This window comes from Paucibacter soli, from assembly GCF_037482845.1.
GTDB classification, from domain to species: Bacteria; Pseudomonadota; Gammaproteobacteria; order Burkholderiales; family Burkholderiaceae_C; genus Paucibacter_B; species Paucibacter_B soli.
Genome location: NZ_JBBHJW010000005.1, coordinates 1 through 25351 on the forward strand (window position 1 = coordinate 1; position 25351 = coordinate 25351).

General features: G+C 69.4%; 25 protein-coding genes. 17 read left to right on the forward strand and 8 right to left on the reverse strand.

Annotated features, from left to right (window positions below; genetic code table 11):
- Positions 1-305 (forward strand): hypothetical protein (locus WG898_RS11650; RefSeq protein WP_339602965.1); only part of this gene is annotated, 305 nt, incomplete at its 5' end.
- 25 nt (positions 306-330) lie between these two features.
- Here the strand turns inward: WG898_RS11650 and WG898_RS11655 are convergent.
- From WG898_RS11655 to WG898_RS11665, 3 genes are all read right to left on the reverse strand, one after another.
- On the reverse strand, positions 331-624 hold the full coding sequence (locus WG898_RS11655; RefSeq protein ID WP_444718933.1) for a transposase: 294 nt from the start codon (positions 622-624) through the stop codon (positions 331-333).
- A 15-nt stretch (positions 625-639) separates the two neighbouring features.
- Positions 640-1155 (reverse strand): lipocalin-like domain-containing protein, encoded by a 516-nt coding sequence (locus WG898_RS11660; RefSeq protein ID WP_339602966.1) that lies wholly within the window; start codon positions 1153-1155, stop codon positions 640-642.
- A 205-nt stretch (positions 1156-1360) separates the two neighbouring features.
- Positions 1361-1780 (reverse strand): cupin domain-containing protein, encoded by a 420-nt coding sequence (locus WG898_RS11665; RefSeq protein ID WP_339602967.1) that lies wholly within the window; start codon positions 1778-1780, stop codon positions 1361-1363.
- A 215-nt stretch (positions 1781-1995) separates the two neighbouring features.
- On the opposite strand from WG898_RS11665, the gene WG898_RS11670 reads away from it, so the two are divergent.
- The 4 genes from WG898_RS11670 (at position 1996) to WG898_RS11685 (ending at position 4105) form a co-directional block, all read left to right on the forward strand.
- The gene (locus tag WG898_RS11670) at positions 1996-2814 is read left to right on the forward strand and encodes a class I SAM-dependent methyltransferase (protein WP_339602968.1); all 819 of its coding nucleotides are present in this window, start codon (positions 1996-1998) and stop codon (positions 2812-2814) included.
- A gap of 62 nt (positions 2815-2876) precedes the next feature.
- A complete protein-coding gene (locus WG898_RS11675) occupies positions 2877-3278 on the forward strand; it encodes a hypothetical protein (protein WP_339602969.1) in 402 nt (133 codons plus the stop codon).
- Positions 3279-3317: 39 nt separating this feature from the next.
- On the forward strand, positions 3318-3713 hold the full coding sequence (locus WG898_RS11680) for a VOC family protein (RefSeq protein WP_339602970.1): 396 nt from the start codon (positions 3318-3320) through the stop codon (positions 3711-3713).
- An 11-nt stretch (positions 3714-3724) separates the two neighbouring features.
- Complete coding sequence (locus WG898_RS11685; protein WP_339602971.1) at positions 3725-4105, forward strand: hypothetical protein; 381 nt, start codon at positions 3725-3727, stop codon at positions 4103-4105.
- On the opposite strand, the gene WG898_RS11690 is transcribed toward WG898_RS11685, so the two are convergent.
- Entirely contained in the window at positions 4102-5523 is a 1422-nt protein-coding gene (locus WG898_RS11690) for a peptide MFS transporter (protein ID WP_339602972.1), read from the reverse strand. The two genes, WG898_RS11685 and WG898_RS11690, sit on opposite strands and share 4 nt — an antisense overlap.
- Before the next feature lie 293 nt (positions 5524-5816).
- Between WG898_RS11690 and WG898_RS11695 the strand changes: the two genes are divergently transcribed.
- From WG898_RS11695 to WG898_RS11705, 3 genes are all read left to right on the forward strand, one after another.
- Positions 5817-6404 carry a LysE family translocator gene (locus WG898_RS11695; protein WP_339602973.1) on the forward strand — a complete coding sequence of 196 codons (588 nt, stop codon included), beginning with the start codon at positions 5817-5819 and terminating at the stop codon, positions 6402-6404.
- Positions 6405-6413: 9 nt separating this feature from the next.
- A complete protein-coding gene (locus tag WG898_RS11700) occupies positions 6414-7856 on the forward strand; it encodes an aminotransferase-like domain-containing protein (RefSeq protein WP_339602974.1) in 1443 nt (480 codons plus the stop codon).
- Positions 7857-7920: 64 nt separating this feature from the next.
- Positions 7921-8409 carry a c-type cytochrome gene (locus tag WG898_RS11705; RefSeq protein WP_339602975.1) on the forward strand — a complete coding sequence of 163 codons (489 nt, stop codon included), beginning with the start codon at positions 7921-7923 and terminating at the stop codon, positions 8407-8409.
- A gap of 19 nt (positions 8410-8428) precedes the next feature.
- On the opposite strand, the gene WG898_RS11710 is transcribed toward WG898_RS11705, so the two are convergent.
- The gene (locus tag WG898_RS11710) at positions 8429-8866 is read right to left on the reverse strand and encodes a universal stress protein (protein ID WP_339602976.1); all 438 of its coding nucleotides are present in this window, start codon (positions 8864-8866) and stop codon (positions 8429-8431) included.
- Between the two features lie 147 nt (positions 8867-9013).
- Positions 9014-10570, reverse strand: a complete 1557-nt coding sequence (locus WG898_RS11715; protein ID WP_339602977.1) for a tannase/feruloyl esterase family alpha/beta hydrolase — start codon at positions 10568-10570, stop codon at positions 9014-9016.
- A 153-nt stretch (positions 10571-10723) separates the two neighbouring features.
- Between WG898_RS11715 and WG898_RS11720 the strand changes: the two genes are divergently transcribed.
- The 3 genes from WG898_RS11720 to WG898_RS11730 all read left to right on the forward strand — a co-directional run bounded on the left by WG898_RS11720 (position 10724) and on the right by WG898_RS11730 (position 13564).
- On the forward strand, positions 10724-10975 hold the full coding sequence (locus tag WG898_RS11720) for a DUF3297 family protein (protein WP_339602978.1): 252 nt from the start codon (positions 10724-10726) through the stop codon (positions 10973-10975).
- 93 nt (positions 10976-11068) lie between these two features.
- Positions 11069-13018 (forward strand): RDD family protein, encoded by a 1950-nt coding sequence (locus tag WG898_RS11725; protein WP_339602979.1) that lies wholly within the window; start codon positions 11069-11071, stop codon positions 13016-13018.
- A 174-nt stretch (positions 13019-13192) separates the two neighbouring features.
- Complete coding sequence (locus WG898_RS11730) at positions 13193-13564, forward strand: hypothetical protein (RefSeq protein ID WP_339602980.1); 372 nt, start codon at positions 13193-13195, stop codon at positions 13562-13564.
- On the opposite strand, the gene WG898_RS11735 is transcribed toward WG898_RS11730, so the two are convergent.
- Positions 13554-15956 (reverse strand): ABC transporter permease, encoded by a 2403-nt coding sequence (locus WG898_RS11735; protein WP_339602981.1) that lies wholly within the window; start codon positions 15954-15956, stop codon positions 13554-13556. The genes WG898_RS11730 and WG898_RS11735 overlap by 11 nt on opposite strands.
- On the reverse strand, positions 15953-16660 hold the full coding sequence (locus WG898_RS11740) for an ABC transporter ATP-binding protein (protein ID WP_339602982.1): 708 nt from the start codon (positions 16658-16660) through the stop codon (positions 15953-15955). The genes WG898_RS11735 and WG898_RS11740 overlap by 4 nt, the downstream gene beginning before the upstream one ends.
- Positions 16661-16781: 121 nt before the next feature.
- Between WG898_RS11740 and WG898_RS11745 the strand changes: the two genes are divergently transcribed.
- The 6 genes from WG898_RS11745 to WG898_RS11770 all read left to right on the forward strand — a co-directional run bounded on the left by WG898_RS11745 (position 16782) and on the right by WG898_RS11770 (position 25341).
- The gene (locus tag WG898_RS11745; RefSeq protein WP_339602983.1) at positions 16782-17360 is read left to right on the forward strand and encodes a TetR/AcrR family transcriptional regulator; all 579 of its coding nucleotides are present in this window, start codon (positions 16782-16784) and stop codon (positions 17358-17360) included.
- Between the two features lie 42 nt (positions 17361-17402).
- Complete coding sequence (locus WG898_RS11750; RefSeq protein WP_339602984.1) at positions 17403-18494, forward strand: ABC transporter substrate-binding protein; 1092 nt, start codon at positions 17403-17405, stop codon at positions 18492-18494.
- Between the two features lie 40 nt (positions 18495-18534).
- Positions 18535-20730: a helicase-related protein gene (locus WG898_RS11755; protein WP_339602985.1), complete on the forward strand. Its 2196-nt coding sequence runs from the start codon at positions 18535-18537 to the stop codon at positions 20728-20730.
- A 168-nt stretch (positions 20731-20898) separates the two neighbouring features.
- Positions 20899-21522, forward strand: a complete 624-nt coding sequence (locus tag WG898_RS11760; protein WP_339602986.1) for a substrate-binding periplasmic protein — start codon at positions 20899-20901, stop codon at positions 21520-21522.
- A 184-nt stretch (positions 21523-21706) separates the two neighbouring features.
- A complete protein-coding gene (locus tag WG898_RS11765) occupies positions 21707-23521 on the forward strand; it encodes an FAD-dependent oxidoreductase (protein ID WP_339603288.1) in 1815 nt (604 codons plus the stop codon).
- Positions 23518-25341, forward strand: coding sequence for a 2-oxoacid:acceptor oxidoreductase subunit alpha (locus WG898_RS11770; RefSeq protein ID WP_339602987.1), 1824 nt, complete (start codon positions 23518-23520; stop codon positions 25339-25341). Before WG898_RS11765 ends, WG898_RS11770 begins: the two co-directional genes overlap by 4 nt.
- Positions 25342-25351: the final 10 nt, after the last annotated feature.

The window sequence follows — 25351 nt, forward strand, 5'->3', positions numbered from 1 at the left end:
TGCACCAGGCTAGCCATACTGCCGAGGCTGCTGCGGGTTCCGGCGTGCACCATCATTTTGGCGGCAGGCCAAGCTGCTCGCCCGCCGTGGTCCGCCGTGCTCGGCCAGTTTCCACTGCGGTGAACGAACCGATCGCGGCATTGACGCGCGGGAAATTCCCCATCCACGGCGTCATCGCGTTCACACGTCCGCTCTGCGCAACCCATATTGGCGCCAAGCCATCGTTTGATCCATGCACCACCGAGGCATCGCAAACTGAGGCCGCGCTTCGCACTTACCGGGTGCGCAGACGCCGCGATGCCTGAGTCTTTGCAGGGACTTCTCAGCGCGTTAACAGCGTGGCATTGATTTCTCGTCAAGGCCTGGCCCAGGCTGCTTGCCTAAGCGCAGGCCTAGGGACGAAGGACAGCCAGCTCGAGACGCGGGCAGCGTGTTTGCCCGCGCTGAGCAGCGCAGACTTGGGCCTTGGATCCAGAGTGTGCGCGGGTAGTCGGCACCGCGCTTGTTGATGCGGCCCGGACGCAGCTTGCCGCCACTGGCGCGCGGGCAGTGCACCAGGCCGCGCCAGGTGGCGAACGGGCGCGCGTTGCGTTCTTGAACTGGCCGTGTCGGCGATAGAAGCAAGCGCTTGGGCCAGCGCTACCTTGCTCGCTTCAACACGACTTCGGCAGTACCGCCGCCGGTCGAAGCGGGGGTCCTCCATGTGAGCTCGTCACCCTTGAGCGTGAACGGCCGTTTCTGGTCGGCTCCGTTCCAGTTTGGAAAGGTACTGGCTTCTATGTGGAACGTGATCGTCTTGGCCGTTTCGTCGACGCTATATCTGCCGAAGTGAGCGATCGAGCCTTGAACGACGGCCTGGTTTTCCTCCGGTGTACCCTGCATGCGATTGGAGGAAGTGAATTTGGCCAGCCCTGCGCGCGCGGTCATCAAGATGTAGCGGCCATTGCTATCGAAGGTCGCCTGTCCCTGCGGATTGGGTCCAAAGAGGGGCTCGCGAATGCCATCGGGGCGCACCAGGTCAACCGAGACATATGCCCAGGTTCCGACGACCTGATCTTTGAGGGTGGCTTGAGCCATGGCGCAGCGCTCGGGCAGAACAATCCAGAGAAGCAGCAACGCCATGGGAGGCCGGGTGCGTAGGCTGAATCGGTTCACGGCGTTCCTCCGCGATGGTTCGATGGGCGTTCCGAATGATGCCCGGCGGTCAGCGTCTATCCGTCGTCGCACGGTGCGAGGCAAGCGGCCCGCCGGCTCGGGTAGCAAGGGCATCGGCGGTCCAGTTCAAGCCGTCGTCAAGGTGCATCGGCCTGCTTCGAGGCGAGATTCACAAGGCGCCACACACAATCGGCCGGGCCAAGTCCTAAGGTGCCTTTGGAATGTCTACGGCTATCCACACTGCGGGGATCGTTCCGCGGTTTTCGGCCCAGTGCGTCGTCGCTTTGCCCTCTGCAAAGCCCTCTCCAGGGTGGATCACTACGTCCGGCTTGTCGGCCTGGTGGTAGGTGACTTCGCCCTGGAGGAAGTAGCTGACAGTCGGTCGGTCCTTGTGTGTGTGGATGCCAAGCACGCCGCCCGGCTGTAATGTGATTCGGCGCATTCGCAGCGGCCTGCCCTTGACTGAGTCGATCTCCTCGGTCAGATCAATGGAATGCAGGACGGCCGCAGTCTGCCCCTTTGTTTCCCTTGGCGCATCAGCCTGTCCGTGGGCAACGCCGGCCAGGAATGCGCCGGCAAGGCTGGTGGAGCCAGCAATAACGAGGGCCAGGGCATGTGGGCGCATGAAGGTCTCCTTCGTCGGTGTCGAGCTGACAAGCGTAGCCTGGGCGCCCGAGAGTCAGCGTTTATGCGCCGCAGGACGGTGCTTGTCAAGCGGCCGACACCAGCCGGCAGCGGCATGCGCTCGCCTAACTCAGACGCCCGCCAAGCAAGCACAGATCGCCCCCGCCGGCGTATAAACGCGACGGGCTCCCATCGGCGCATGCTGAATCAACAATGATGAATACATCCCACACCGATCGCCTGTTTGCCGGCTCCATTCCACAGCTCTACGAGCAATACCTGGTGCCGCTGATCTTCGAGCCCTATGCCGTCGACATGGCCGCGCGCGTCGCCGCGCTGCGGCCGGCGAGGGTGCTGGAGGTCGCCGCCGGCACCGGGGTGCTGACGCGCAGGCTGGCGGCGCGCCTGCCACCCGAGGCAGCGCTGGTGGCAAGCGATCTCAACGAGCCGATGCTGGACCATGCGGCCGCCATTGGCACGGCGCGGCCAGTGCAGTGGCAGCAGGCCGATGCGATGAGCCTGCCCTTCCCCGACGCGTCTTTCGATGTGGTGGTGTGCCAGTTCGGCGTGATGTTCTTTCCCGACCGGGCCCTTGCCATGGCGGAGGCGCGCCGTGTGCTGCGGCCCGGCGGCTCATTCCTCTTCAGCGCCTGGGACGCCATCGAGCACAACGAGTTCGCCGATGTTGTGATCCGCGCGCTGGCGGCGCTGTTTCCTGCAAGGCCGCCGCAGTTTCTGGCGCGCTTGCCGCATGGCTACCACGAGCAGGCGCAGATGGCGACGGATCTGGCGCGCGCCGGCTTCGCGGCGCCGGCACACTTCAGCACCCTCGGTTTCATGAGCCGCGCGGCTTCGCCATGCCTGCCGGCCACGGCCTACTGCCAGGGCACGCCGCTGCGCAATGAGATCGAAGCCATCGACGGCAACCGGCTCGAGGAGGCGACGCAGGCCGCCGAAGCCGCGATCGCAGCGGTATTCGGCAGCGGCCCTGTGGAGGGGCGCATTCAGGCCGTTGTGGTGGAGGTGGCGCGCTGATCGCCCGAGGTGAGCAATGGCACTGGTCAGGCGTGCCGGCGCATCGTGAGAAGCGCTCGCTCATGAACGCTGCCCATCTTTACGCCGTGCTGCTGGGTGGGTCGATCGCCGGCGCGCTGGACATCCTGTTTGCGATTTCCTTTGCCGCCTACCAGGGTGCCACGCCCGTGCGCCTGCTGCAGACCGTGGCCAGCGGCCTGCTCGGCAGCGCCGCGTTTGCCGGTGGCCTGCCGGTCGCCGCCCTGGGTCTGGCGCTGCATCCGCTGCTTGCGGGCGGCCTGTTCGGTGCCCTGGTCTTCCTGGCCATGCGGCTGCTGGTACTGCCGCTGTCGGCCTTCCCCTATCCGGTCAGCTTCAAGCCGCTCGCCACCGCGCTGGACCTGCTGTCCCATATGCTGCTGTTCGGCGTGCCGATCGCCTGGGCCGCACAGCGGGCCTTGCTCGATGCGAGCGCAAAGGCCTGAATCACCCCGCAACGCGCACCTCGCCCCTCTTGTTCAGCCATGTTTTCACACATCTTCGTCGGCGTGAGTGACTTCGAGCGCGCGCTCGCCTTCTACCGGCCGCTGATGGCCGCGCTTGGCATCCAGGCGCGCTTCTGCGATGCCGGCCGGCCATGGGCGGGCTGGCAATCGAGCCCCGATCCGCGCCCGCTGTTCCTGATCGGCAAGCCCTACGACCGCGCGCCCCATCATGCCGGCAACGGCCAGATGGTGGCCCTGCTGGCCGCCAGCCGGGCGCTGGTGCGCGCTGCCCATGCGGCGGCCCTGGCCCACGGCGGCACGGACGAGGGCGCCCCGGGCCTGCGGCCCGAGTATCACGAGCATTACTACGGCGCCTATTTCCGCGATCCCGATGGCAACAAGCTCTGCGTGGTCTGCCATGCGGCCGAAACCTAGACTCTGCAGCCATGAACAGCTCCGAAACCTTCGCCAAGCGCGTGTTCTTCTGGGCCGCCGTCTACGGCATCGTCATGCTGGCGCCGCAGTATTTTCTGGAGGGCCAGCTGGGGCGGGACTTCCCGCCGCCGATCACCCATCCGGAGCATTTCTACGGATTCATTGGCCTGGCGCTGGCCTGGCAGTTCGCCTTTCTGGCGATTGCCAGGCAGCCCACGCGGCTGCGCCCGGTGATGCTGGCCGCCGTGCTCGAGAAGTTCTCGTTCGCGGCCTCCAGCTTCGCCCTGCTGGCGGCCGCGCGCGCGCCGCTGCCGCTGGGCATCTTCGCGGCCATCGACGTGCTGCTGGGCACGCTGTTCCTGCTTGCCTACCGCAGGCTTGCTGACACTTAGGCTGGCGCGTCGTCCGGCGCCAGCACCTTGCCGAACAGCAGCTTCACCACCAGCAAGAGCAGGCCCGCGGCCGCCACCAGGGCCGCATGCAGGGCCCAGAACTGGCCGCCGGGCAGCTCGTCGAGCAGGCCGGCCAGCCAGCCGACGAAGGTGTTGCCCACGAACAGGTGCAGGTAGTAGATGCCGATCAGCAGGCCTTCCAGGCGGCGCGGCGCGGCGCGCGAGTACAGCGCCAGGCCCACCGGCATGATGTTGGCAAAGCCCAGGTTGTTGAGCAGGGTGTAGCCCACGGTCCAGGCAAAGCTGACCTTCTCGCCGGTGGCCGCGATATGAGCGGCCGCCAGCATCAACAGCGCCGGGGCGGCCGCGCTGACCAGGCAGCCCAGCGCCATCTTGGTGATCTCGTCGGGCTCGCGGCGGCGCGTCGCCCACCAGCGCCAGAAGGCCAGCGAGGCCAGCATGGTGGCGGTGCTGAAGAAGGCATCCACCGCCTGCAGCCAGGTCACCGGCACCTGCCAACCCAGCAGCACCAGGTCCATATGCTTTTGCGACCAGAGCGGAAAGGCGTTGTTGTACTGCTGGTTGCCCACCACCGAGAGCACCAGTACCGGGATCAGCGCGATCAGCAGCAGCAGGCGCGCCAGCTCCTGGCGCGTCATGCGCGGCTTGGCCTGGCCGGCCAGCGCGGCCTTGGCGGCAGCGCCACGCGCAGCCTCGGCCGGCAGCCAGCGCCGCCCCAGCAGATACACCACCAGGCCGATCAGCATGCCCACGCCGGCGGCGCCGAAGCCCCAGTGCCAGGCCAGCTTTTCGCCCAGGGTGCCGCACACGATGGGGGCCAGGATCACCGCGATCTGCACCGCCAGCATGAAGATCTGGAAGGCGCTGGCGCGGCGCTTGTCGCCGGGCGCATAGAGTGCGCCCACCTGGGCGGCGATATTGCCCTTGAAGCAGCCCACCCCCACCAGCAGGCAGGCCAGCGCGGCCAGGAAGCTGGCCTCGAAGGCCATCAGGAAATGGCCCAGCGCCATCAGGCTGGCGCCCATCACCACGGTGCGGGTACGGCCCAGCCAGCGGTCGGCCAGCAGGCCGCCGAACAGCGGCATTAGGTAGACGAAGCCGGCGTAGAGGCCGAACACCACCGAGGCCAGCTGCTGCGGCGAACGCGGGCCGGTGAGGTTTTCGATCAAGGCGCGCAGCGTCGCCATGCCGTCCACCGCGCCGATGTGCTCGGGCAGGAACAGGTAGTTGCTGAGGTAGAGCACCAGCAGGGCCTGCATGCCGTAGTAGGAGAAGCGCTCCCACAGCTCGCAAAAGGCCAGCCAGCCCAGGCCGGCCGGGTGGCCTAAGAAGGCGCGGTCGCTAAGCGTGCGAGCGCTGCTCGCTGCGGGGGCGCTGTCGAGGGGAAAGGTGGTCACGGCGCGGCGGTCGTCAAGATGGGTGGAAAAGCCGCGACTGTCGGCGAAAGCGGCCCTGCTGGCAATCCGCAATCGCCTGCGTGGCAAAGAAAATTGAAGTCTTTGCCGATCTCCGCGGACGACCGGCCGACACCGGCACAAGGCGGCAATACCGTAGCTTCCCGGGAGGCTGTTGCGCGCTTGTACCTCCACCGGCACTGATACAGCGTTGTGCCGTGGGCACCGGCTTGTGGCTTGGCCGCGCCGGCCACCCTGCCTAAGCTGGCGGCACTGTTGAACCGGAGCCCCCTGCGATGTCTGAACTGCTGCCCCTGATGACCTACTGTTTCGTCATGTCCAGCACCCCGGGGCCCAACAACGTCATGCTCACCACCACTGGCGCCAACTTCGGCTTCCGCGGCGCGCTGCCGCAGATCCTGGGCATCAATGTGGGCGTGGCCGTGCAGACCCTGGTCTGCTGCCTGGGCCTGGGCAGCCTGTTCATGGCCTACCCGCTGGCGCAGGACGCGCTGCGCATCGTGGGCGCGCTCTACCTGATCTTTCTGGCCTGGAAGCTCAGCGGCGCGGGCGGCATCAACAGTGGCGAGGCACCCCGGCCGGCCAGCTTCTGGCAGGGCCTGATGTTCCAGGCGGTGAATCCCAAGAGCTGGGTCAAGGCGGTGACGATCGCCTCGGTCTTCATGCCCGCCAACCTCGGCCCGCTGCAGGGCGGCCTGGTGGCGGCGCTGCTGGGCTCGCTGATCGGCTTTCCCTGCAGCTCCAGCTGGGCCCTGTTCGGCATGGCGATCCGGCGCTGGCTGGACGACCCGCTTAAGCGCCGCGTCTTCAACCTGAGCATGGGCGGCACCTTGCTGGTGTTGGCGATCCGCTTCCTCGCCTAGACTCCCAGCGTGTTCTCCATCGACCGCAACTCCCCCACCCCGCTGGCCGACCAGATCGAGGCGCGGCTGCGCGGGCTGATCAATGCCGGCCAGCTGCCGGCCGGCGCCCGGTTGATGTCGATACGGCAGCTGGCGGCACAGCTGGCGGTGAGCCCCAACACCGTGGTGGCGGCCTACGACCGGCTCGCCGCCGAGGGTCTGATCGACAGCCAGGGCACGGCGGGCTATTTCGTCCATGCCGGTGTGGCCGCGGCGGCGCCCGATGCCGTGGCGCTGGAGGCGGGCGAGGAGCAGGAGCCCGTGTGGCTGGCCCAGCAGGCCAACGACCAGCGCGCCGGCCTGCTGCTGGCCAGCAGCGGTGCCCTGCCCGCCAGCTGGTTGCAGGACGCCGTGCCGGCCAGCACCCTGACCCGCGCGCTGGCGCGCAGCCCCGCCGGCATGGCCACGCGCTGCCCGCCCCAGGGCCTGCCCGAGCTGCGCGAGCGCATCGCCACGCTGCTGCGCGGCCAGGGCATCGCGGCGGATGCCGGCCGCGTGCTCACCACCTTTGGTGGCACCCATGCGATCGACCTGATCTGCCGCGCCCTGCTGCAGCCCGGCGATACCGTGCTGGTGGAGAACCCCGGCTACTTCCTGATGTTCGGCCGCCTGCGCGAGCTGGGCCTGCGCCTGCTGCCGATCACGCGCCGCCCCGATGGCATAGACCTGGACGAGCTCGAGACCGCCTGCCGCGTGCACAAGCCGCGCCTGCTGTTCGTCCAGACCACCCTGCACAACCCCACCGGCTGGGGCAGCAGCCCGGCCAATCTGCACCGCCTCTTGGTGCTGGCCCAGCGCCATGGCCTGCTGATCGCCGAGGACGATGTGCAGGGCCATTTCCACCCCGGCCAGCCGACCCGCCTGGCCGCGCTCTCGGGGCTGGACCGGGTGATCTACTACTCGAGCTTCTGCAAGGCCGTGAGCCCGGCGCTGCGGGTGGGCTATATGGCCGCCGAGCCCGCGCTGCTGCGCGCCCTGCTGCGCGAGAAGATCTACCAGGTGCTCACCACCGCCGCGCTCAACGAGTTGGTGTTCCTGGAGCTGCTCGCCGCGGGCCGCTGGCGCAAGCATCTGGAGCGCCTGCAGCGCAAGCTCATCACGGCGCGCAACCACTGCCTCAGGCAGCTGGCCGAGGCCGGCATGCAGATCGACACGCCCAGCGAGGGCGGCCTGTTCCTGTGGGCCGCGCTGCCGCCGGGGGTGGACGTCGAGACCCTGGTGCAGGATGCCTACCGCAACCAGATCCTGCTGGTGCGTGGATCGACCTTCATGGCCGATGGCGCGGGCGATCCGCACATCCGCTTCAATGTGGCGCAGAGTCAGCAACCGCGCCTGGCCAGCTATCTGCGCGAGCGCATCGCAGCGCTCGCGGGCGCGCAGCAGGCGCTGGCGCGGGTGGTGGCAAGGCCTTGAGCCAAGGCAAGGCCGGACTGCGGGCGCGGCTCACAATCGGAGCGCCAGCCATGCGGAGGTGCCCATGCCCAAGCCGTCTTCTTCATCAACCACCGTCATCAGCATTGCGGCGGCGCTGCTGCTGAGCGCCTGTGCCGTGGAGCTGCAGAACCTGCAGCCGGCGCAGCAACTGGCCCGCGAGGCCCGGCCGCCCGGTTCGGTCTACAGCGGCTGGCGCGTGTTCCAGGACAAATGCGCGCGCTGCCATGGCCCCGCCGCCAACGGCACGGCGGGCGCGCCCGACCTGCTGCCGCGCGTGCAGCAGATGGGCTCACGCCGCTTCGTGGGCCTGGTCTTGCAGCGTTATGACTGGAACCTGCCGGCGGCGCAGGCCGACAGCGCGGGCGCGGCGCGCGACGCCCTCATCGAAGCGGTGCTGCAGCGCCAGGCCGGCGCCCTCAGCATGCCCGCTTGGCAGGGCAACCCGGAGGTGAGCGCCCATATCGTCGACCTGTACGCCTATCTGTCGGCGCGCGCCCAGGGCACGCAGGGGCCGGAGCGTCCGCAGCCCTGACGGGCAGGCTCGGGCAGTCTCAGCGCCACACCAGCACCGGCACCTGGCTGTGCGTCAGCACCTTCTGGGTCTCGCTGCCCAGCAGCAGCGACTTGAAGCCGCGCCGGCCATGCGAGGCCATCGCGATGAGGTCGCATTCGCGTGCCTTGGCGGATCGGACGATGGCCTCGAAGGGATGTTCGTCGGCAACCGATAGCACATCGCAAGCTACCTTGCATTCCTCGGCGGCCTTGCTGATCACCGCCAGGTAGCGCGCGGCGCGCGCCTCGGCCTGCGCCATATAGGTGACCTTGGTGTCCTCGATCATTTCGACGTCGTAGGCAAACACATGGAAGGGCTGGATCACATGCAGGCCCGTGACCCGCGCGCCGCATTCCTGAGCCAGCGTCATGGCCTTGGCAATCGCCGACTCGGAGGCGGCGGAACCGTCGGTAGGCAGGAGCAGATGCTTGAACATGGCGCACTCCTTTCTCTTGCTGGCCGGTGCGCTGATCGCCCGGCATGGACTCCCTGCTATTCAAACGTTATGCCGACGTTCCCCCGTTTCAAGGCCCATCAGGGCGGCCAGGTAGCACTTTGTTGCGCTGGGGCAAGCGGTGCGTAATCAGGGTGCGCAAACAAAGTTCGAGGCCTGCAAGGCCGCGCCGATGTCCTTGGCCGGGCCGATGTAGCGTGGGTACAGGGGATAGACGCAGAGCGGCCGTGTCAGCAGCGGGGTGCCGGCAAAACGCTTGCTGGCCAGCAGGGTGGCGGGCGCCTGCTGCTGGACCACCCAGGCATCGAGTGCCGCGAGCAGGTCCACCTCGTCGGCGCCCTGACCGCCACCGCAATGGTTGACCCCCGGTGCGATGTAGAAGCGCACGAAGCCGTCCAACACCGCCTGGCCGCCCAGGGCCGTCAGCAGGCCCTGGTAGTACTCGGCGCTACCCTTGGGGCTGATGGCGACATCGCTGCCGCCATGCCAGAGCATCAGCTTGCCGCCGCGGGCGTGGAAGGCGCCCAGCGCCGTGCTGGTGGCATCGTTGAGCGCGGCCAGGGCGCTCAGTGCGGCAGCGTCCTGGTCGTAGCGGTAGAGCAGGCTGTCGATGCTCAGATTCCGGGCGAGATAGGACTTCACCGTGGTGTCCTGAAACAGGTACTGCAGGGATGCGCGCACATCGCCATTGCCGGTCAGCCAGGGCGCCCAGGCGCCGCTGTCGTCCTCATTGCCGGTGAGCTTCCAGCCAGGGTTGCGGTAGCTGGCCGCGGCAGTGGTGAACTGCGCTGAGCTGGTCCAGGACTGCAGCAGCGCCAGCTGCACGTCCGACAGGCAGCCGCTGCCGGCTTCGGCACCGCCCGGGCAGCGCAGCTGGGCCGGATCGAAGCTGCAGGCGGCCGGGTTGGAGACGATGCCGTCCGCGAGGCCGTCGAGGCTGTCGCAGGCCGCGCGCACCGCGCCGGCCAGGCTGGCGATCTTGGCGGCACCGAGCATGGCGCCGGGCGCTGCCAGCGCCTTGGCGTTGCGCTGGTAGGCGCCCATCAGGCCGGTCCAGTTGTAGGCCGGTGCGCGCGCAATGATGCCGTCGAACAGCAGCGGATAGCGCTGCGCCATCATCAGCGCCTCGCGGCCACCATTCGAGCAGCCCTCCAGATAGGACCTGGAGGGCGCCGCGTCATAGGCCGCCCTGATCATCTCCACTGCGGCGGGCAGCACCGTTGGAATGGCCTCGCTGCCGAACATGCGCGCCGCGGTCGGATCGCTCAGGGCCCAGCTGGCGTCCACGCCGCTGGCCTGGTGGCCGCCATCGCTCGCCACCGTGGCAAAGCCCTTGCCCAAGGCGGCCGCGCTCTGCGCCAGCGGGGGTACCGCGCCGTCGTAGCCGCCGCCGCCCACGTAGTAGAGCTTGCCATTCCAGCTGACGGGCAGGCGCAGCACGATGTTCAGCTTGGGCGCCATGCTGGCACTGACCTGGCAATGCGCCGGCACATCGGCGCTGGCGGCCATGTCCTGCGCCGCCAGCACCCTGGCCCCAGCCAGGGTCTTGCCCTGCAGCCGGATGCAGGCCTGCTGGCTGGGGGCGGCGTTTTCGGCCGCGCCGCCGCCACAGCCGCACAGCAGGGCAGCGAGCAGCAGGGCGGGCGCGGCGACTGGCGCGTGGGCGAAGTTTGCAAGCTGGCTCATCAGCAACTCCCGTGCACATGGCGCAGTATCCGTGCATCAAGAACGCGCCGGCGTCGATCTCGATGACCGGCCGTGGCCGAGCGCGCGGGCAGGCCCCGGCAAATCCTGGAAAATCACGCCCTACCCATCTTCCACACGAGATCCGCAAACCCCATGACCGACGCAGCCCAAGCCACCCCCGCCATGCCCGACCGCCTTTCGGTGGACCCGCGCAGCCCCTTTCACGACGCCGCCGTGTTCGAGCGCGACATCGGCATCCGCCTGAACGGCAAGGAGCGCTTCGACGTCGAGGAGTACTGCATCAGCGAGGGCTGGGTCAAGGTGCCCGCCGGCCGCACCGTGGACCGCAAGGGCCATCCGCTGATGATCAAGCTCAAGGGCAAGGTGGAAGCCTTCTACAAATAGGCCGGCGCCCTCGGCTACCATGGCCTAACGGCTGAAAAGCGGGTGCCAGGCAGCCAACAACAATAAACCGGGCGAGGGGTGGGCGTGCAAGACATGAAACCAGCGGGCCTCAAGGTCCGCGCGCTGGCGCTGGCCATCGATGCGCTGCTGCTCTATATGGTGCTGGCGCCGCTGGGCTGGCTGCTGCGCGGCGATGCCCTCGGCGCCGGCCCCGGTACCCTGGCGGCGCTGACCCTGGCCGGCGTGAAATGGCTGCTGCCCAGCGCGCTGGTGCTGGGCTTCTGGCATGCCTGCGGCGCCACGCCCGGCAAGCTGGTGTGCGCGCTGCGCATCGTCGACGCGTCCAGCGGCGGCCGGCCCGGCGTCGGCCAGCTGGCGCTGCGCTGGCTGCTCTGGTTGGCGTCTGCCCTGCCGCTGGGCCTGGGCCTGCTGTGGACCGCGATCCACCCCGCGCGCCGGGGCTGGCACGACCAGTTCGCTGGCACGGCGGTGGTGCGTGCCAGCGGTGGCGCCGGACGGCCGGAGCCCGGCATGGCCCGGCTGCGGGCCTATCTGCTGTCGCACTGGCTGGGCGAGCTGCCCCTGGCCGTCAGCTTCTGGCTCAACACCGTGCTGGTGGCGTTGCCGCTGCTGGCCGCGGCGCTGGGCCTGGCCATGCAGGTCAACGTCCATGGCGCGATGCTGAGCCTGGGCAGCGCGGCGCTGCTGGCGGTCTGGGCGCTGCTGCTGCTGGCGCTGTGCTGGGCCGTGCCGGGCTGCTGGCGCGCCGCCAGCGCCTATGCGCGCTCGGGCCCCGACCAGCGCCGCGCGCTCGCGGCGCATGCGGCCCTGGTGGTGCTCGCGAGCGCGGTGCTGCTTGCCAGCGGCTTCGATGTGTTGCCGCGCGCCGGCCAGTACCTGCAGCTGGCCAGTGGCAGCGATCCGCTCGGCAACGCCGCCATCACCTTGTCGGAGGACGGCGCTCGCCTGGCGCTGAAGGGCCCGCTCGGGCGCGGCGATGGCGCCGAGTTCATGCGCATTGCGGCCGACGCCAAACGCCTCAGGGTGCTGGAGCTGGCGTCGTCCGGCGGGCGCCTGGCCGAGGCCCAGCGCATCGCCGATTTCGTGCGGGCGCGCAAGCTGCGCACGCGCGTGACCGGCAATTGCGATGGCGCCTGCGCGCTGATCTTCCTGGCGGGTGCCGAGCGCCAGATCGTGCCGGCCGCCGCGGTGGGTCTGAGCGGGGCCGCCAGCGGCCTGCTGAGCCCCCTGCTGGCGGGGCCGGTGGCGGTCGAGCTGGCCTCGCGCTACCGCGCCCTGGGCCTGCCCGAGCCCTTCATCGCGCGCATGCTGCAGGCCGGCCCGGCCTCGCGCTGGCAGGTGCCACGCACGCAATGGGAGGACGCGGGCCTGCTCGATGCTGCGCCGGCCACGCTGGACGTGGCCCTGCCGGCGGCCGGCGCGGCCGATGCGCGCTTCGAGCTCGCCGAGCAGCTGCGCGGCCATCCCAGCTGGTACTGGCTGAATCGCTATCTGCCCGGCCTGATCGATGCCGCGGCCGAGCGCATGGCGGCGACGCTCGCGCAAGGCGATGATGCGGCGCAGGTGCAGGCCGAGGGCCAGGCGCTCGTCACCGCCCTGCTGCCCGGGCTGCTGCAAAGCGCCGGCAACGAACTCCGGGTGGCCTATCTGGCGATCTGGAGCGATCAACTCAAGAGCGCCCGCCAGCTCGGCCCCAGCCAATGCGCGGCGCTGCTGGCCGGGCAGGCGGCCGTGAAGCGTCAGCTGGACGAAGCGCTGATAGGCCGGGAAAACGCCTGGCTGGTGCAGGCCGCGATGCAGGGCGAGGGGCCCGACTTCCGCCCGGTGAATGCCAACGAACAGGTGGTGCTGCAGCACCGTCTGGGCGAGCGCGCGCCGGCGATTCTGGCGGGCCTGTTCCAGGCCGGCCGCAAGGCCCAGCGGCGCCAGGACTGCGAGCGCAGCATCGAGATTCTTGCGCTCGTCAACGCGTTGCCGCTGAACATGCGCCAGGTGGCGGCGCGCGCCATCTTTCAGGATTGAAGTGACAACCCCTCGTCCAAGGCCTACCTTGGCCGGTCCCCCAGGGGGACGGCGATGCTTGCCGGTTCGACCGGCAAGCACATCGCCAAGGCGGGCCGGCTTGGGAGCGGCCCGGCGCTCGGCCCGCGGGTCTCATGCATCGCGGCTGCCGCGAATGCGGAATGGATAACTGATATGCGCCGAACATTGATTCTTCTCGTCGTCGCACTTTGTGTGCTGCTGGGCCTGGGCCTGGCCTATCCCGAGCAGGCGCGCGTCCGCTTGCGCCAGGTCCTGGCGTCGGGCCAGGCGCTGGTGCCGGGGCGTGGCGTCGAAGCGCTGCACAAATGCCGGGTGGGCGCGACGGTGGAATACCGCAGCGCGCCCTGCCCGGCCGGCAGCCAGGAGGCGGCGATGACGCGCGGCACGGTCACGGTGATCGCGGCGCCGGCCGCGGCGCCGAAGCCCGCTGCTGCAGCGGCCTCGCTGCCCACGGTGCGCGATCTGCTGGCGCCGCCCGGCGAGGTGGATCTGCAGCAGCGCCGCATCGACCAGCTCACGCGCTGAGGGTCTCGCGTATCGTCAGCCCGGCGGCGCGCCGCGCCGGCCACCAGCTTGCCAGCAGCGCCGCGGGCAGCAGCAAGAGCAGCCACAGGCCAAGCGCGCTGGGCGCGAGCTGCAGCAGCAGTTGCTGCGGCGAGATCGCACCCAGCACCGCGCCCACGCGCGCCGACAAACCGGTGGCGAGCAGCAGCGCCAGCCCCACGCTCAGCAGCGCGATCAGCAGGCCCTCGGCCAGCACGCTGCGCAGCACCGCGGCCGAGCTGGCGCCCACGGTGCGCAGCACACCAAATTCGCGCGTGCGCTCCAGCACCGCGCTGCCCAGCGCCGAGCTCAGGCCCAACAGGCCCACCACGGCCATCAGGCTCGCGATGAAGACCAGGGCGTAGATCAGGATGTAGACATGACCACCCTGGGCGGCAGCGAAGCGCTGCTCGGTGAGCAGGAACTTGACCGCCATGCCGGCCCCCTCCAGCGCCCGCACCAGGGCCGTGCCGCTGGCCTCGGCGTCGCTGCCTGGCTTCAGTGCGATGCGCAGCGCGTTGCTCTGCCCGGCCATGCCGGTCAGCGCGGCAAAGGTCTGCGGCGTGACATACATGGCACTGGGCGTGAGCGCCTCCCTCACGATGCCAACGACCTGCAGGCGCTGCGGCTGGCCGGCGACGTCCAGCTGCACCCAGTCGCCCAGGCCCACATCCGCGAAATTGCTCTGCGCGGCGCCGCTGTTCAGCACCACGGCGTGCCGATCATCCGGGCGCAGCCAGCGGCCCGCGCGCATGCGGTGCTCGATCATGGCGGTGGCCGGCGGGGCGGCGCGCAGCGAGACGCTGCCATGTCCGCCATCGGGATAGCTGTGCACCACCTCCAGTTCGCTGTCCTGATGGCGGGAGGTGCCGATCAGGCTCCAGGGCTCGAAGGCGGCCAGGCCGGGCAGGGCGCGCAGCAGCGGCTCCAGGCGCTCCAGGGCCTGGGGCTGTTGCAGCCGCAGCTCGATGTCGAAATGCCGGTCGGCCGCGGCCTCACGCACCCGGGCTTCCCAGGCGGCGCGCAGGTTCAGGCTGGTGATGAACATGGCGCCGGCGCCGCCCAGCAGCAGCAGGGTCATGAGCAGGCGGGCGCGGCGCCGGAAGGTGTTGCGCAGCGCCAGCGTGAGCGCGGCGTCGCCCAGGCTCAGGCGCGTCAGCCAGCGCGCCAGGCGGCCGCGCTCGGCGGCGGCGCTGGCGCTGACGCCGTGGTCGTCGATCGCCGACCGTACCGTGCGCCGCGCCGCCAGCCAGATCGGCAGCAGCGCCGCCAACATGGGTGCGGCGATGCCTATGCCCAGGGTGGCAGCGAACACCCAGCCGGGCAGGGCCAGCGAGTCCAGGCGCAGATTCAGCAAGCGAGCCACCGCGCTCATCAGGCCGCGGCCGGCGGCCCAGCCGAGCGGCCAGCCCAGCGCCACCGCCATCAGCCCGAGCGCGCCCACCATCAGCAGATAGAGGCCGGCGATCTGGCTGGAGCGCCCGCCAATGGTCTTCATGATGGCGATCTGGCGCACCTGCTGGGCCAGCAGGCCGCCTATGGTGCTGGCCGTCAGCAGCGCGCCCAAGAGCAGGCCCAGCAGGCTGAAGATCAGCAGCATGCCCACCACCGTCATCATCTGAGACTGGTGCGGATGCAGGCGCGGCGGCGGGATGCGGGCCTGCAGCACCGGCAGGCCCTGGCTGCTCAACCAGGCCGCCAGGGGGCGCACGGCGGCCTCGATGCTGGCCTGGTCGGCGTCGTCTCGGAGCAGCAGCTTGAGCAGGTTCAGCGCCAGTGGCTGGCCCCAGTCGGCCAGGGTCTGCTGGGTGACGTAGCCATAGACGGTCTGCTCCTGCCAGGCGGGCGCCACGCCGGGGTCATGCGCCGTGCCGGCCAGCGGCACGCTGATGCGACCCGCGGCGGGCAGTTCAAGCTGGACCTTGGCGCCCACGCGCGCCTGGCTCATGCTCAGGGCGCTGCGCTCCATCAGCAGGCTGCCGCGCGGCGGCGGCCAGCTGCCGCTGTCCGCATGCACGCGGTTGATGGCGAGGGTCTCGAAGCTGGGCACGACGAACAGCATCAAGGGCATCCAGCCCTGCTGGCCCACCTGGATGCGGCCCAGCAAGGTGCCGCCCAGTTCGGCACCCAGCACGCCAGGCTGGCTGCGCAGCGCCTGCAGCACGGCGGCCGGCGCTCGCTGCGGCAACTCGAGCTGCGCCGAGGCGGGATTTGTGCCGAGGTAGTTGAGCGGCACCTCGCGCGCCAGCACGATGGTGGCGCTCAGCATGGTCACCACACCGGCGATGCTGGCCGCCAGTGCGATCACGATCAAGGCCATGCGGCCACGGCTGCTCATCAAATCGCGCCAGATCTTGACCCAGCGCGTGCTCATGTGAGCCCCTTGGAATCCTGCACCAGCCGCCCGTCGCGCAGCGTCAGCGTGCGGCTGAAAAAGCGCCCCAGCTCGCGCTCATGGGTCACGGTGATCACCGTCTTGCCCTCACGGGTGAGCGCGGCCAGCAGGCCCATCACCTCGTCGGCGGTGGCGGAATCGAGGTTGCCGGTGGGCTCGTCGGCCACCAGGATGGCGGGGTCGTTGGCGAGTGCGCGGGCGATCGCGGCGCGCTGCTGCTGGCCGCCCGAGAGCTCGGTCGGCAGCTTGTCGGCCTGCTCGGCAATGCCCAGGCGTTGCAGCAGATCGAGGGCGCGCGCTCGGCGCTCGCGGGCCGGGTAAGTGGCGCAGAAGTCCATCGGCAGCATCACGTTCTCGGCCACCGTCAGCGTGGGCAGCAGCTGGAAGAACTGGAACACCACGCCGACCTGGCGGCCACGCCAGCGCGTCAACGCCTCCTGGCTCATGCGGTGGATGGGCTGGCCGGCCACCAGGATCTCGCCGCTGCTGGGGCTGTCGATGCCGGTGAGCAGGTTGATCAGGGTGGTCTTGCCGCTGCCCGAGGGGCCCATCACGGCCACGCATTCGCCCGCCTGGATCTGCAGGCTCAGGTCCTGCAGCGCGGCGCAGGGGCGCGCCGCCGACGGGTATTGCTTGCTCACGCCCTGCAGGGCGATCAGGGCGGGGGTCAGGTCTTGCGGCATCGGGTCCTTGCTCTTGTTGCTTGGCTTGGACCCGAACATACTGTTCCGCAGTCCAAAAGCCCCGAACAAGCCGGCAGCGCCTGTTCGTTAGCGAATTGCCAGCCCCGCTTTGTTCGAGAACATGCCAGAACCTGTTGTCAAAGCACCCGATCGCCGCGCGCAACGCAGTCGCGAACTCTTGCTCGACGCGCTCTTCGAGCTGATGTGCGAACGCGGCTACGAACGCCTGACGATCCAGAATCTGCTGGACCGCGCCGGCGTGGGGCGCGCCACCTTCTATGCGCATTTCGAGAGCAAGGACGAACTGCTGGCGGTGAGCGTGCAGGGGCTGCGCGCCTGGCTGGAGGCCGCGCGTGCGCCGGATCGGCGCCTGGGCTTCAGCCTGGCCTTCTTCCAGCATCTGGCCAGCCACCGCCAGCTCTACCGCATGACGGTGGCGCGCGAGAGCGAGGTGAGCGTGGAGCGCCATATGCGCGCCATGCTGCGCGCCCTGGTGCATGCCGAGCTCGCGCAGGGGCAGTCGCCCGGCCGCGCCGCTGCGGCGGTGGACCTGGCCACCCAGTATGTGGTGGGGGCGCTCTGGTCCATGCTGGTGTGGTGGATGGACGAGGCGCAGGACTGGAGCGCCGAGCGCGTCAACGAGCTGTTCGAGCGCATGACCTTTCCCGGCCTGGACCTGACCCTGGGCACGCGCTTTTAGGCGCCTCTAGGGCGGCAGGGCATTTGCGGCGAAAATGCCGCCTTGCCCGCCACCTTCCCTTACCTGCGCACGCCGATGAACCGCCGCCGCCTGATGGCCCTGCTTGGCACCGGCCTGGCCGCGCGCTCGGCCTGGGCCCAGCCGCCCGCTTCACTCAGGGAGCTGGAGCGGGCCGCGCGTGCCGAGGGCCGCATCCACAGCCTGGGCATGCCCGACAGCTGGGCCAACTGGCGCGATACCTGGGCCGAGTTGCGCCGCCTCTACGGCCTGGTGCACAGCGACCGCAATATGACCAGCGGCGAGGAGATCGCGCTGCTGGAGGCCGAGGGCCGGGCCGCCACGGTGGACATCGGCGACGTCGGCTTCGAGTTCGGCGCGATCGCGCGCAGCCGCGGCGTCACGCGCCCCTACAAGCCCAGCAACTGGGCCGAGATTCCCGACTGGGCCAAGGACGCCGATGGGCATTGGGCGCTGGCCTATACCGGCACCATCGCCTTCCTGGTCAACACCCGCCGCCTGCCCAGGCCGCCGCGCAGCTGGCAGGCGCTGTTCAAGGGCCAGTACCGCCTGCTGCTGGGCGAGGTGGGCCCGAGCGCGCAGGCGAATGCCGCGGTGCTGGCGGCGGCCGTGGCCCTGGGTGGCAATGAAACCCAGCTGCAGCCCGCGCTGGCCCAGTTCGCGCCCATGCACCGCGAGGGGCGGCTGCTCTACATCTACCCCGGCCCGGTGCCGATGAACCAGAACCTTGCCGACGTGCATGTGATGTGGGACTTCGTGGCCCTGGCGATGCGCAAGCGCGTGCCCGACCCGGGCGACTGGGAGATCTTCATCCCCGAGGATGGCTCGATCACCAGCGGCTACACCACCATCATCAACAAGCATGCGCCGCATCCCAACGCGGCCATGCTGACGCGCGAATACATCTTCAGCGACGCCGGGCAGACCCATCTGGCGCGCGGCCATGCGCGCCCGATACGCGTCGACAGCCTGGAGCTGAGCCCCGACGTGGCGCGCGGCCTGATCGCCGCCAGCCAGTATCAGGTCGCGCGCGCCCTGCATCCCGCCATCTGGGCCTGGGAGGCGAAAAAGCTGACCCGGCTGTGGCAGGCCGAGGTCCTGGCCCGGGCTTCCTAAACTCCTATTTCCTTGCACGCGTGCCGCCGGCACGCTCTCCATGCCTATTACCAAGCTCCTGCCCCACGCCCGCCATGCCAGCCGCCTGCCCGCCGAGATCGGCCTGCAGGAACTGCAGCGCATACGCCAGGCCGCCTACCAGCTGCCGCAGGTCTGCACGCCGGCCGATTTCGGCGACAACACCCATGAGGACGAGCTTGACCGCCTGGGCCTGATCCTCTTGCAGAAGGCCGTGGCGGGCGCGCGCCCCAGCCGCTGGATAGACCCGGCGCTGATGGCCACGGCACTGCGCCATCTGGACGCGCTGGGCACCGCGCCCACGGTGCGCGCGCTGATGCAGCAGCGCACCGCCCAGCTGGAGACCCAGGGCCTGCGCCGCGAGGGCCTGGCCTGGAGCCGGCTGTGCAGCCAGACGCTGGTGCTGGCGCGCCCCGGCTGGTCCGTGCCGGTGGCCTACCGCGTGCCGCAGCACGAGGCGCCGGTGTGGGACTTCTACCGCAGCGGCGAACAGTCCGCTCTCAAGGCCGCGCTGGGCGCCGCGCCGCCCTATGCCCAGGCGGCCGAGCTGCAAGCGCATCTGCAGAATCTGCTGGCACGCAGCGAGGCATTCAACGAGGAGCAACTCGATTCGCTGCTGCCGCGCCTGCAGGCCGAATGCGCGACGCCGCAATCGCTGGCCGATCTGAAGGCCGGCTGCACGCGCGCGCAGGACCGCTGGGAACACCGCGTCGCCGAGCTCAACACCCTCGCCGGGCTCAACAGCGAGCTGGCCTTCCAGGGCTACCCCGACACCTTCGAGGTGGCGCGCCGCATGCAGCGCACGGTCACGCTCTATGTGGGCCCGCCCAACAGCGGCAAGACCCACGCGGCCTTCGAGCGCCTGGCTGCCGCGCACGATGGCGCCTATCTGGCGCCGCTGCGCCTGCTGGCGCTGGAGGGCCGCGACCGCCTGGTGGGCCGCGGCGTGCCCTGCTCGCTGCTCACCGGCGAGGAGAACGTGCCGGCCGATGGCGCGCGCGTGGTTTCCAGCACCATCGAGATGGTCAACACCAACAAGCCCATCGATGTGGCGGTGATCGACGAGGCGCAGATGCTGTTCGATCTCTACCGCGGCTGGGCCTGGACCCAGGCCATCGTCGCGGTGCCGGCCAACGAGGTCATCATCATCTGCTCGGCCTATGCGGTGCCGGCAATTGAGAACCTCTTGGGCCTGTGCGGCGAGCGCTGCACGGTGCGGCATTTCGAGCGCAAGCAGGAGGTGCAGCTCCTGCCCGCAGCGGTGCCGATCGCGGCGCTGAAGAAGGGCGATGCGGTGGTGGCCTTCAGCCGCCGCGAGGTGTTGATGCTGCGCGACCAGATCGCGCAGGCGGGCCACCCGGTCTCGGTGATCTACGGCGCCCTGCCGCCCGAGGTGCGCAAGCGCGAGGCCGAGCGCTTTGCCAATGGCGCCAGCCATATCCTGGTGGCCACCGACGCGATCGGCATGGGCCTGAACCTGCCGATACGCCGCGTGCTCTTCAGCACCATGACGAAGTTCGATGGCCAGACCGACCGCACCCTGGGCGTCTCCGAGGTGCACCAGATCGCCGGCCGCGCGGGCCGCTACGGCATGCACGACGAGGGCTTTTGCGGCGTGCTGCGCGAGGCCGAACCCAGCGCCGCGCGCACCCTCAAGGAGCTATTACCCAAGCAGCCGCGCGCGCCGCGCGACTTCAAGGCCGCGGTGGCGCCCAACTGGTGGCATGTCTCCACCATCGCCGAGCGCCTGGGCCTCAACAAATTGCGCGCGGTGCTGGACGTCTTCATGGACCAGCTGCGCCTGGACGATGCGCATTTCGCGGTGGCCGAGCTGGAGCAGATGCTGGAGCTGGCCGAGCTGCTGGACCGCAGCGCCGGCACGCTGAGCCTGAAGCAGCGCTTCATCTACGCCCAGGCGCCGGTGGACACGCGCACCGATGCCCAGCTGCAGGAGTTCCTCGACTGGACGCACCGCCACGCCCTCACGGGCCAGGCCGGTTCGCCCTGGTTCCTGCAGGACGTGGACGAGCACAGCCGCCTGGAACGCATGGAGCAGGCGCTGCGCAGCTGCACCCTGTGGCTCTGGCTGGACCTGCGTTTTCCCGGCATCTTCGGCCAGGTGGACGCGGTGGTGGACCTGCGCGGCCGCCTCAACGACGGCATCGAGCGGCATCTGAAGGGCAAGAAGCCCCTGTATCAAACCAGACGGCGGCGCTGAGCGCTTGGTGGTAACTTCAGACCTGCGGCACCGTGCCGCGGGTCGGACGTGTTGACAAGCATCACAAGCAAACTGCCGCTTCCTTGCGCATGGGCGCTCGCGCTGGCCTGCTTCTGCCGCGCAGCGCCGGCGCAGGAGATCGTTTTCCTGGCGCCCAAGAATCAGGACATGCCGGTGGCCGGCTTTCAGGGCGGGCAACTGGTCGACGGCCTGACCAAGGACCTGGGCGATGCGATCGCCGCGCGCCTGGGCCTGAAGGTGCGCTACCTGCCCATGCCCAGCAAGCGCGTGCCGCTGGCGCTGGCGGCCGGCGAGGCCGACGGCCTGTGCTATGTGCTGCCGCATTGGATCGACGGCGACTTTCACTGGAGCCGACCCCTCTTGCCCACCGCCGAGGTGATCGTGGCGCAAGCCACGGCGCCTGCGCTGCGCCGCCTGCCCGAGCTGGGCGGCAAGCATGTCGGCACGGTGCTGGGTTATCGCTACCCGGCGCTTGACGCGGCGCTGCAGCACAAGCCCATGCTTCGCGACGATGCGCTCAGCATGGCGCAGCTGTTCGTCAAGCTGGGGCTGGGCCGCAGCCCCTACGCCATCGTCGACCAGCTCAGCCTTGACTATCACCTCAAGACCGATCCCGGCCTGAAGCTGCGCACCGAACTGGTGTTGAACCGCTCGGTGACCCAATGCGCCTTTTCTCGGGCCGGCAAGCTGCCCTTCGAGGCCATCAGCCGCGCGATCGACACGCTGGTGGCCGAGGGCGAGATCGAGCGCATGCTGGCGCGCTACCGCTGAGCCGCCCGCCGCGGCTTTGACGCCGGTCAGTCTTGGCCCAGCTTTGGGCCTGGCCGGGTTTGCCCCCGTCTCCTTTGCCGCCGTACCCAGCGTAGACTGGCCCGCGTAGTGAGGCCCCGGCTTGGCGCACGACGTCCGGATCTGGTGAGTGCCTCGCGCCGTTCCAGCACAGGAGGCGACCCAGGTGCAGCGCAGCGATACCCAAGACCCGGCCTATTTCCACAAGGTCGTTGACTGTCAGTGGGCCTGCCCGGCCCACACGCCCGTCCCCGAGTACATCCGCCTGATCGCCCAGGGGCGTTACGACGACGCCTATATGGTGAACTGGGTCTCCAACGTCTTCCCCGGCGTGCTCGGCCGTACCTGCGACCGCCCCTGCGAGCCGGCCTGCCGGCGCGGCCGCGTGGAAGAGAAGAACGTCGGCGAGGGCAAGAAACCCGAGGCGGTGGCGATCTGCCGCTTGAAGCGCGTGGCCGCCGACCACAAGAGCCAGGAGCTGCGCGCCCTGCTGCCCAAGCCCCTGCCGCGCAACGGCAAAAAGGTGGCTTGCGTGGGCGCAGGCCCGGCCTCGCTGACGGTGGCGCGCGACCTCGCCACCCAGGGCTATGCGGTCACCGTGTTCGATGGCGAGACCAAGCCCGGCGGCTTCATCCGCAGCCAGATCCCGCGCTTTCGCCTGCCCGAGAGCGTGATCGACGAGGAATGCGGCTACATCCTGGGCCTGGGCGTGGAGCTGCGTGCGGGCCGGCGCATCGAATCCATGCGCGCCCTGCTGGCCGAGGGCTATGACGCGGTGTTCGTGGGCTGCGGCGCGCCGCGCGGGCGCGACCTGACCCTGCCAGGCCGGCAGGAGGCGGCCGCCCATATCCGCATCGGCATCGACTGGCTCGCCTCGGTGTCCTTCGGCCATGTCAGCGGCGTGGCGCCGCGCGTGATCGTGCTGGGCGGGGGCAATACCGCGATGGACTGCTGCCGCTCGGCGCGCCGCCTGGGCGCGGCCTCGGTGACGGTGGCGGTGCGCAGCGGCTATGCGCAGATGAAGGCCTCGCCCTGGGAGAAGGAGGACGCCGAACATGAGGGCATCCCCATCCTGGACTTCCATGTGCCGCTGGCCTTCGAGCATGATGCCGACGGCAAGCTCACCGGCATGCGCTTCAAGCGCGCCAGCCAGGGCGACGAGATCAGCATTCCCTGCGACGAGGTCTTGATCGCGGTGGGCCAGGAGAACGCCTTCCCCTGGATAGAGCGCGATGCCGGGTTGGCCTTCAACGAGCAGGGCCTGCCGGTGTTGGATGCCCAGACTTTCCAGTCCAGCCTGCCCCAGGTCTTCTTCGGTGGCGATGCGGCCTTCGGGCCCAAGAACATCATCACCGCGGTGGCGCATGGCCATGAGGCGGCGGTGTCGATCGACCGCTTTCTGCACGCCGAGCCGGTGACGAAGCGCCCGCCGCCGCATGTCAACCTGCTCTCGCAGAAGATGGGCATTCACGAATGGAGTTATGACAACGCCATCACCCAGGAGCTGCGCCACAAGGTGCCCTGGGCCGCGGCAGAGAAGGCGCTGGCCAGCATACGCGTGGAGGTGGAGCTGGGCTTCGACGCCGCCACCGCCTTCAAGGAGGCGCAGCGCTGCCTGAATTGCGATGTGCAGACGGTGTTCACCGACAAGCTCTGCATCGAATGCGATGCCTGCGTGGACATCTGCCCGATGGACAGCATCAGCTTCGTGGCGAACGGCGAGGAGGCGGAGCTGCGGCAGCGCCTCAAGGCACCGGCGCTGAACCTCGCGCAGGATCTCTATGTGAGCGGCCCCTTGAAGACGGCGCGCGTGATGGTCAAGGACGAGGATGTCTGCCTGCACTGCGGCCTGTGCGCCGAGCGCTGCCCCACGGGCGCCTGGGACATGCAGAAGTTCCTGCTGCTCACCACCAAGGCCGGGCCGGCCTGCCGCGATACGCCCGCCCGCGTCAGTCCCGCAGAAAGGAAGGTGGTGGCATGAGCCGAATCGAAGCCGTCAACGATTTCGTCTTGAAGTTCGCCAATGTGAATGGCTCGGGTTCGGCCTCGGCCAATGAGCTGTTCGCCAAGGCCATCCTGCGCATGGGCGTTCCGGTGAGTCCGCGCAACATCTTCCCCAGCAATATCCAGGGCCTGCCGACCTGGTACGAGGTGCGCGTCAGCGAGGCCGGCTGGCTGGGCCGGCGCGGCGGCGTCGACATGATGGTGGCGATGAACCCGCAGACCTGGGAGCAGGACGTCAAGGAGATCAGCCCCGGCGGCTATCTGTTCTACGACTCCACCCGGCCGCTGCCGCCCGAGGCCTTCCGCAAGGATGTGGAGGTGATCGCGATGCCGGTCACCGCGATCTGCAATGCCACCTACGAGGACTCGCGCCAGCGCCAGCTGTTCAAGAACATCATGGTGCTGGGCGCACTGTCACAGCTGATGGACATGGACCCGACGGTGATTGAAAGGCTGTTCGCCGAGCAGTACCGGGGCAAGGAGAAATTGCTGGACTCGAATGTGCGCGCCCTGCACGCCGGCCGCGAGTTCGCGCGCGACCACCTGACGCAAGGTCTTGGCCTGAAGGTGCGGCGCGCCGACAAGGTGGGCGAGCGCATCTTCCTCGATGGCAACAGCGCCGCGGCGCTGGGCTGCGTGTACGGCGGCGCCACCGTCTGCGCCTGGTACCCGATCACGCCCAGTTCCTCGGTGGCCGAGGCCTTCGACAAATACTGCAGCAAGTACCGCGTCGACCCCGCCACCGGCCAGCATCGCTACGCCATCGTGCAGGCCGAGGACGAGATCGCCTCGATCGGCATGATCACCGGCGCGGGCTGGAACGGCGCACGCGCCTTCACCGCCACCTCGGGGCCGGGCGTTTCGCTGATGACCGAGTTCCTGGGCCTGGCCTATTTCGCCGAGATCCCGCTCACCATCATCGATGTGCAGCGCGGCGGCCCCAGCACGGGCATGCCCACGCGCACCCAGCAGGCCGATTTGCTGAGCAGCGCCTATGCCTCGCATGGCGACACCAAGCATGTGCTGCTGCTGCCGCAGGACCCCAGGGAATGCTTCGAGCATGCGGCCACGGCGCTGGACCTGGCGGACCGGCTGCAGACCCCGGTGTTCGTGATGAGCGACCTGGACATAGGCATGAACCAGCGCCTGTGCGAGCCGCTGGCCTGGGACGAGAGCCGCAGCTATGACCGCGGCAAGGTCATGACGGCCGAGGAGCTGGAGGCGGGCAAGGATTTCGGCCGCTACAAGGATGTGGACGGCGACGGCATCCCCTGGCGCACCCTGCCCGGCACCCACCCGACGCGCGGCGCCTATTTCACCCGCGGCACCACGCGCGACGAGTACGCGCGCTATTCCGAGGCGGGGCCCGACTACATGCGTAATGTCGAGCGCCTGCTGAAGAAATTCGCCACCGCCGCGACCCTGGTGCCGCCGCCGGTGCTGAAGCCCGCGGCGCAGAAGACGCGCCTGGGGGTGATCTATTTCGGCTCCACCGCACCGGCCATGGACGAGGCGCTGGAGTCGCTGGACGCGGCCCATATCCACCTCGACGGCCTGCGCCTGCGCGCCTTCCCCTTCCCGGACAGCGTGCGCGACTTCATCGCCGCGCACGACCAGGTCTTCGTGGTGGAGCAGAACCGCGACGCGCAGATGCGCAGCCTGCTGATCAACGAGCTGGAGGTGGCGCCGGCGCGCCTGACCAAGGTGCTGCACTTCGACGGCACGCCGATCACCGCGCGCTTCATCACGCAGGCGATCACGCGCCATGTTCATGCTTTGGCAACCACCCCGCGCTAGGAGAGCCGCC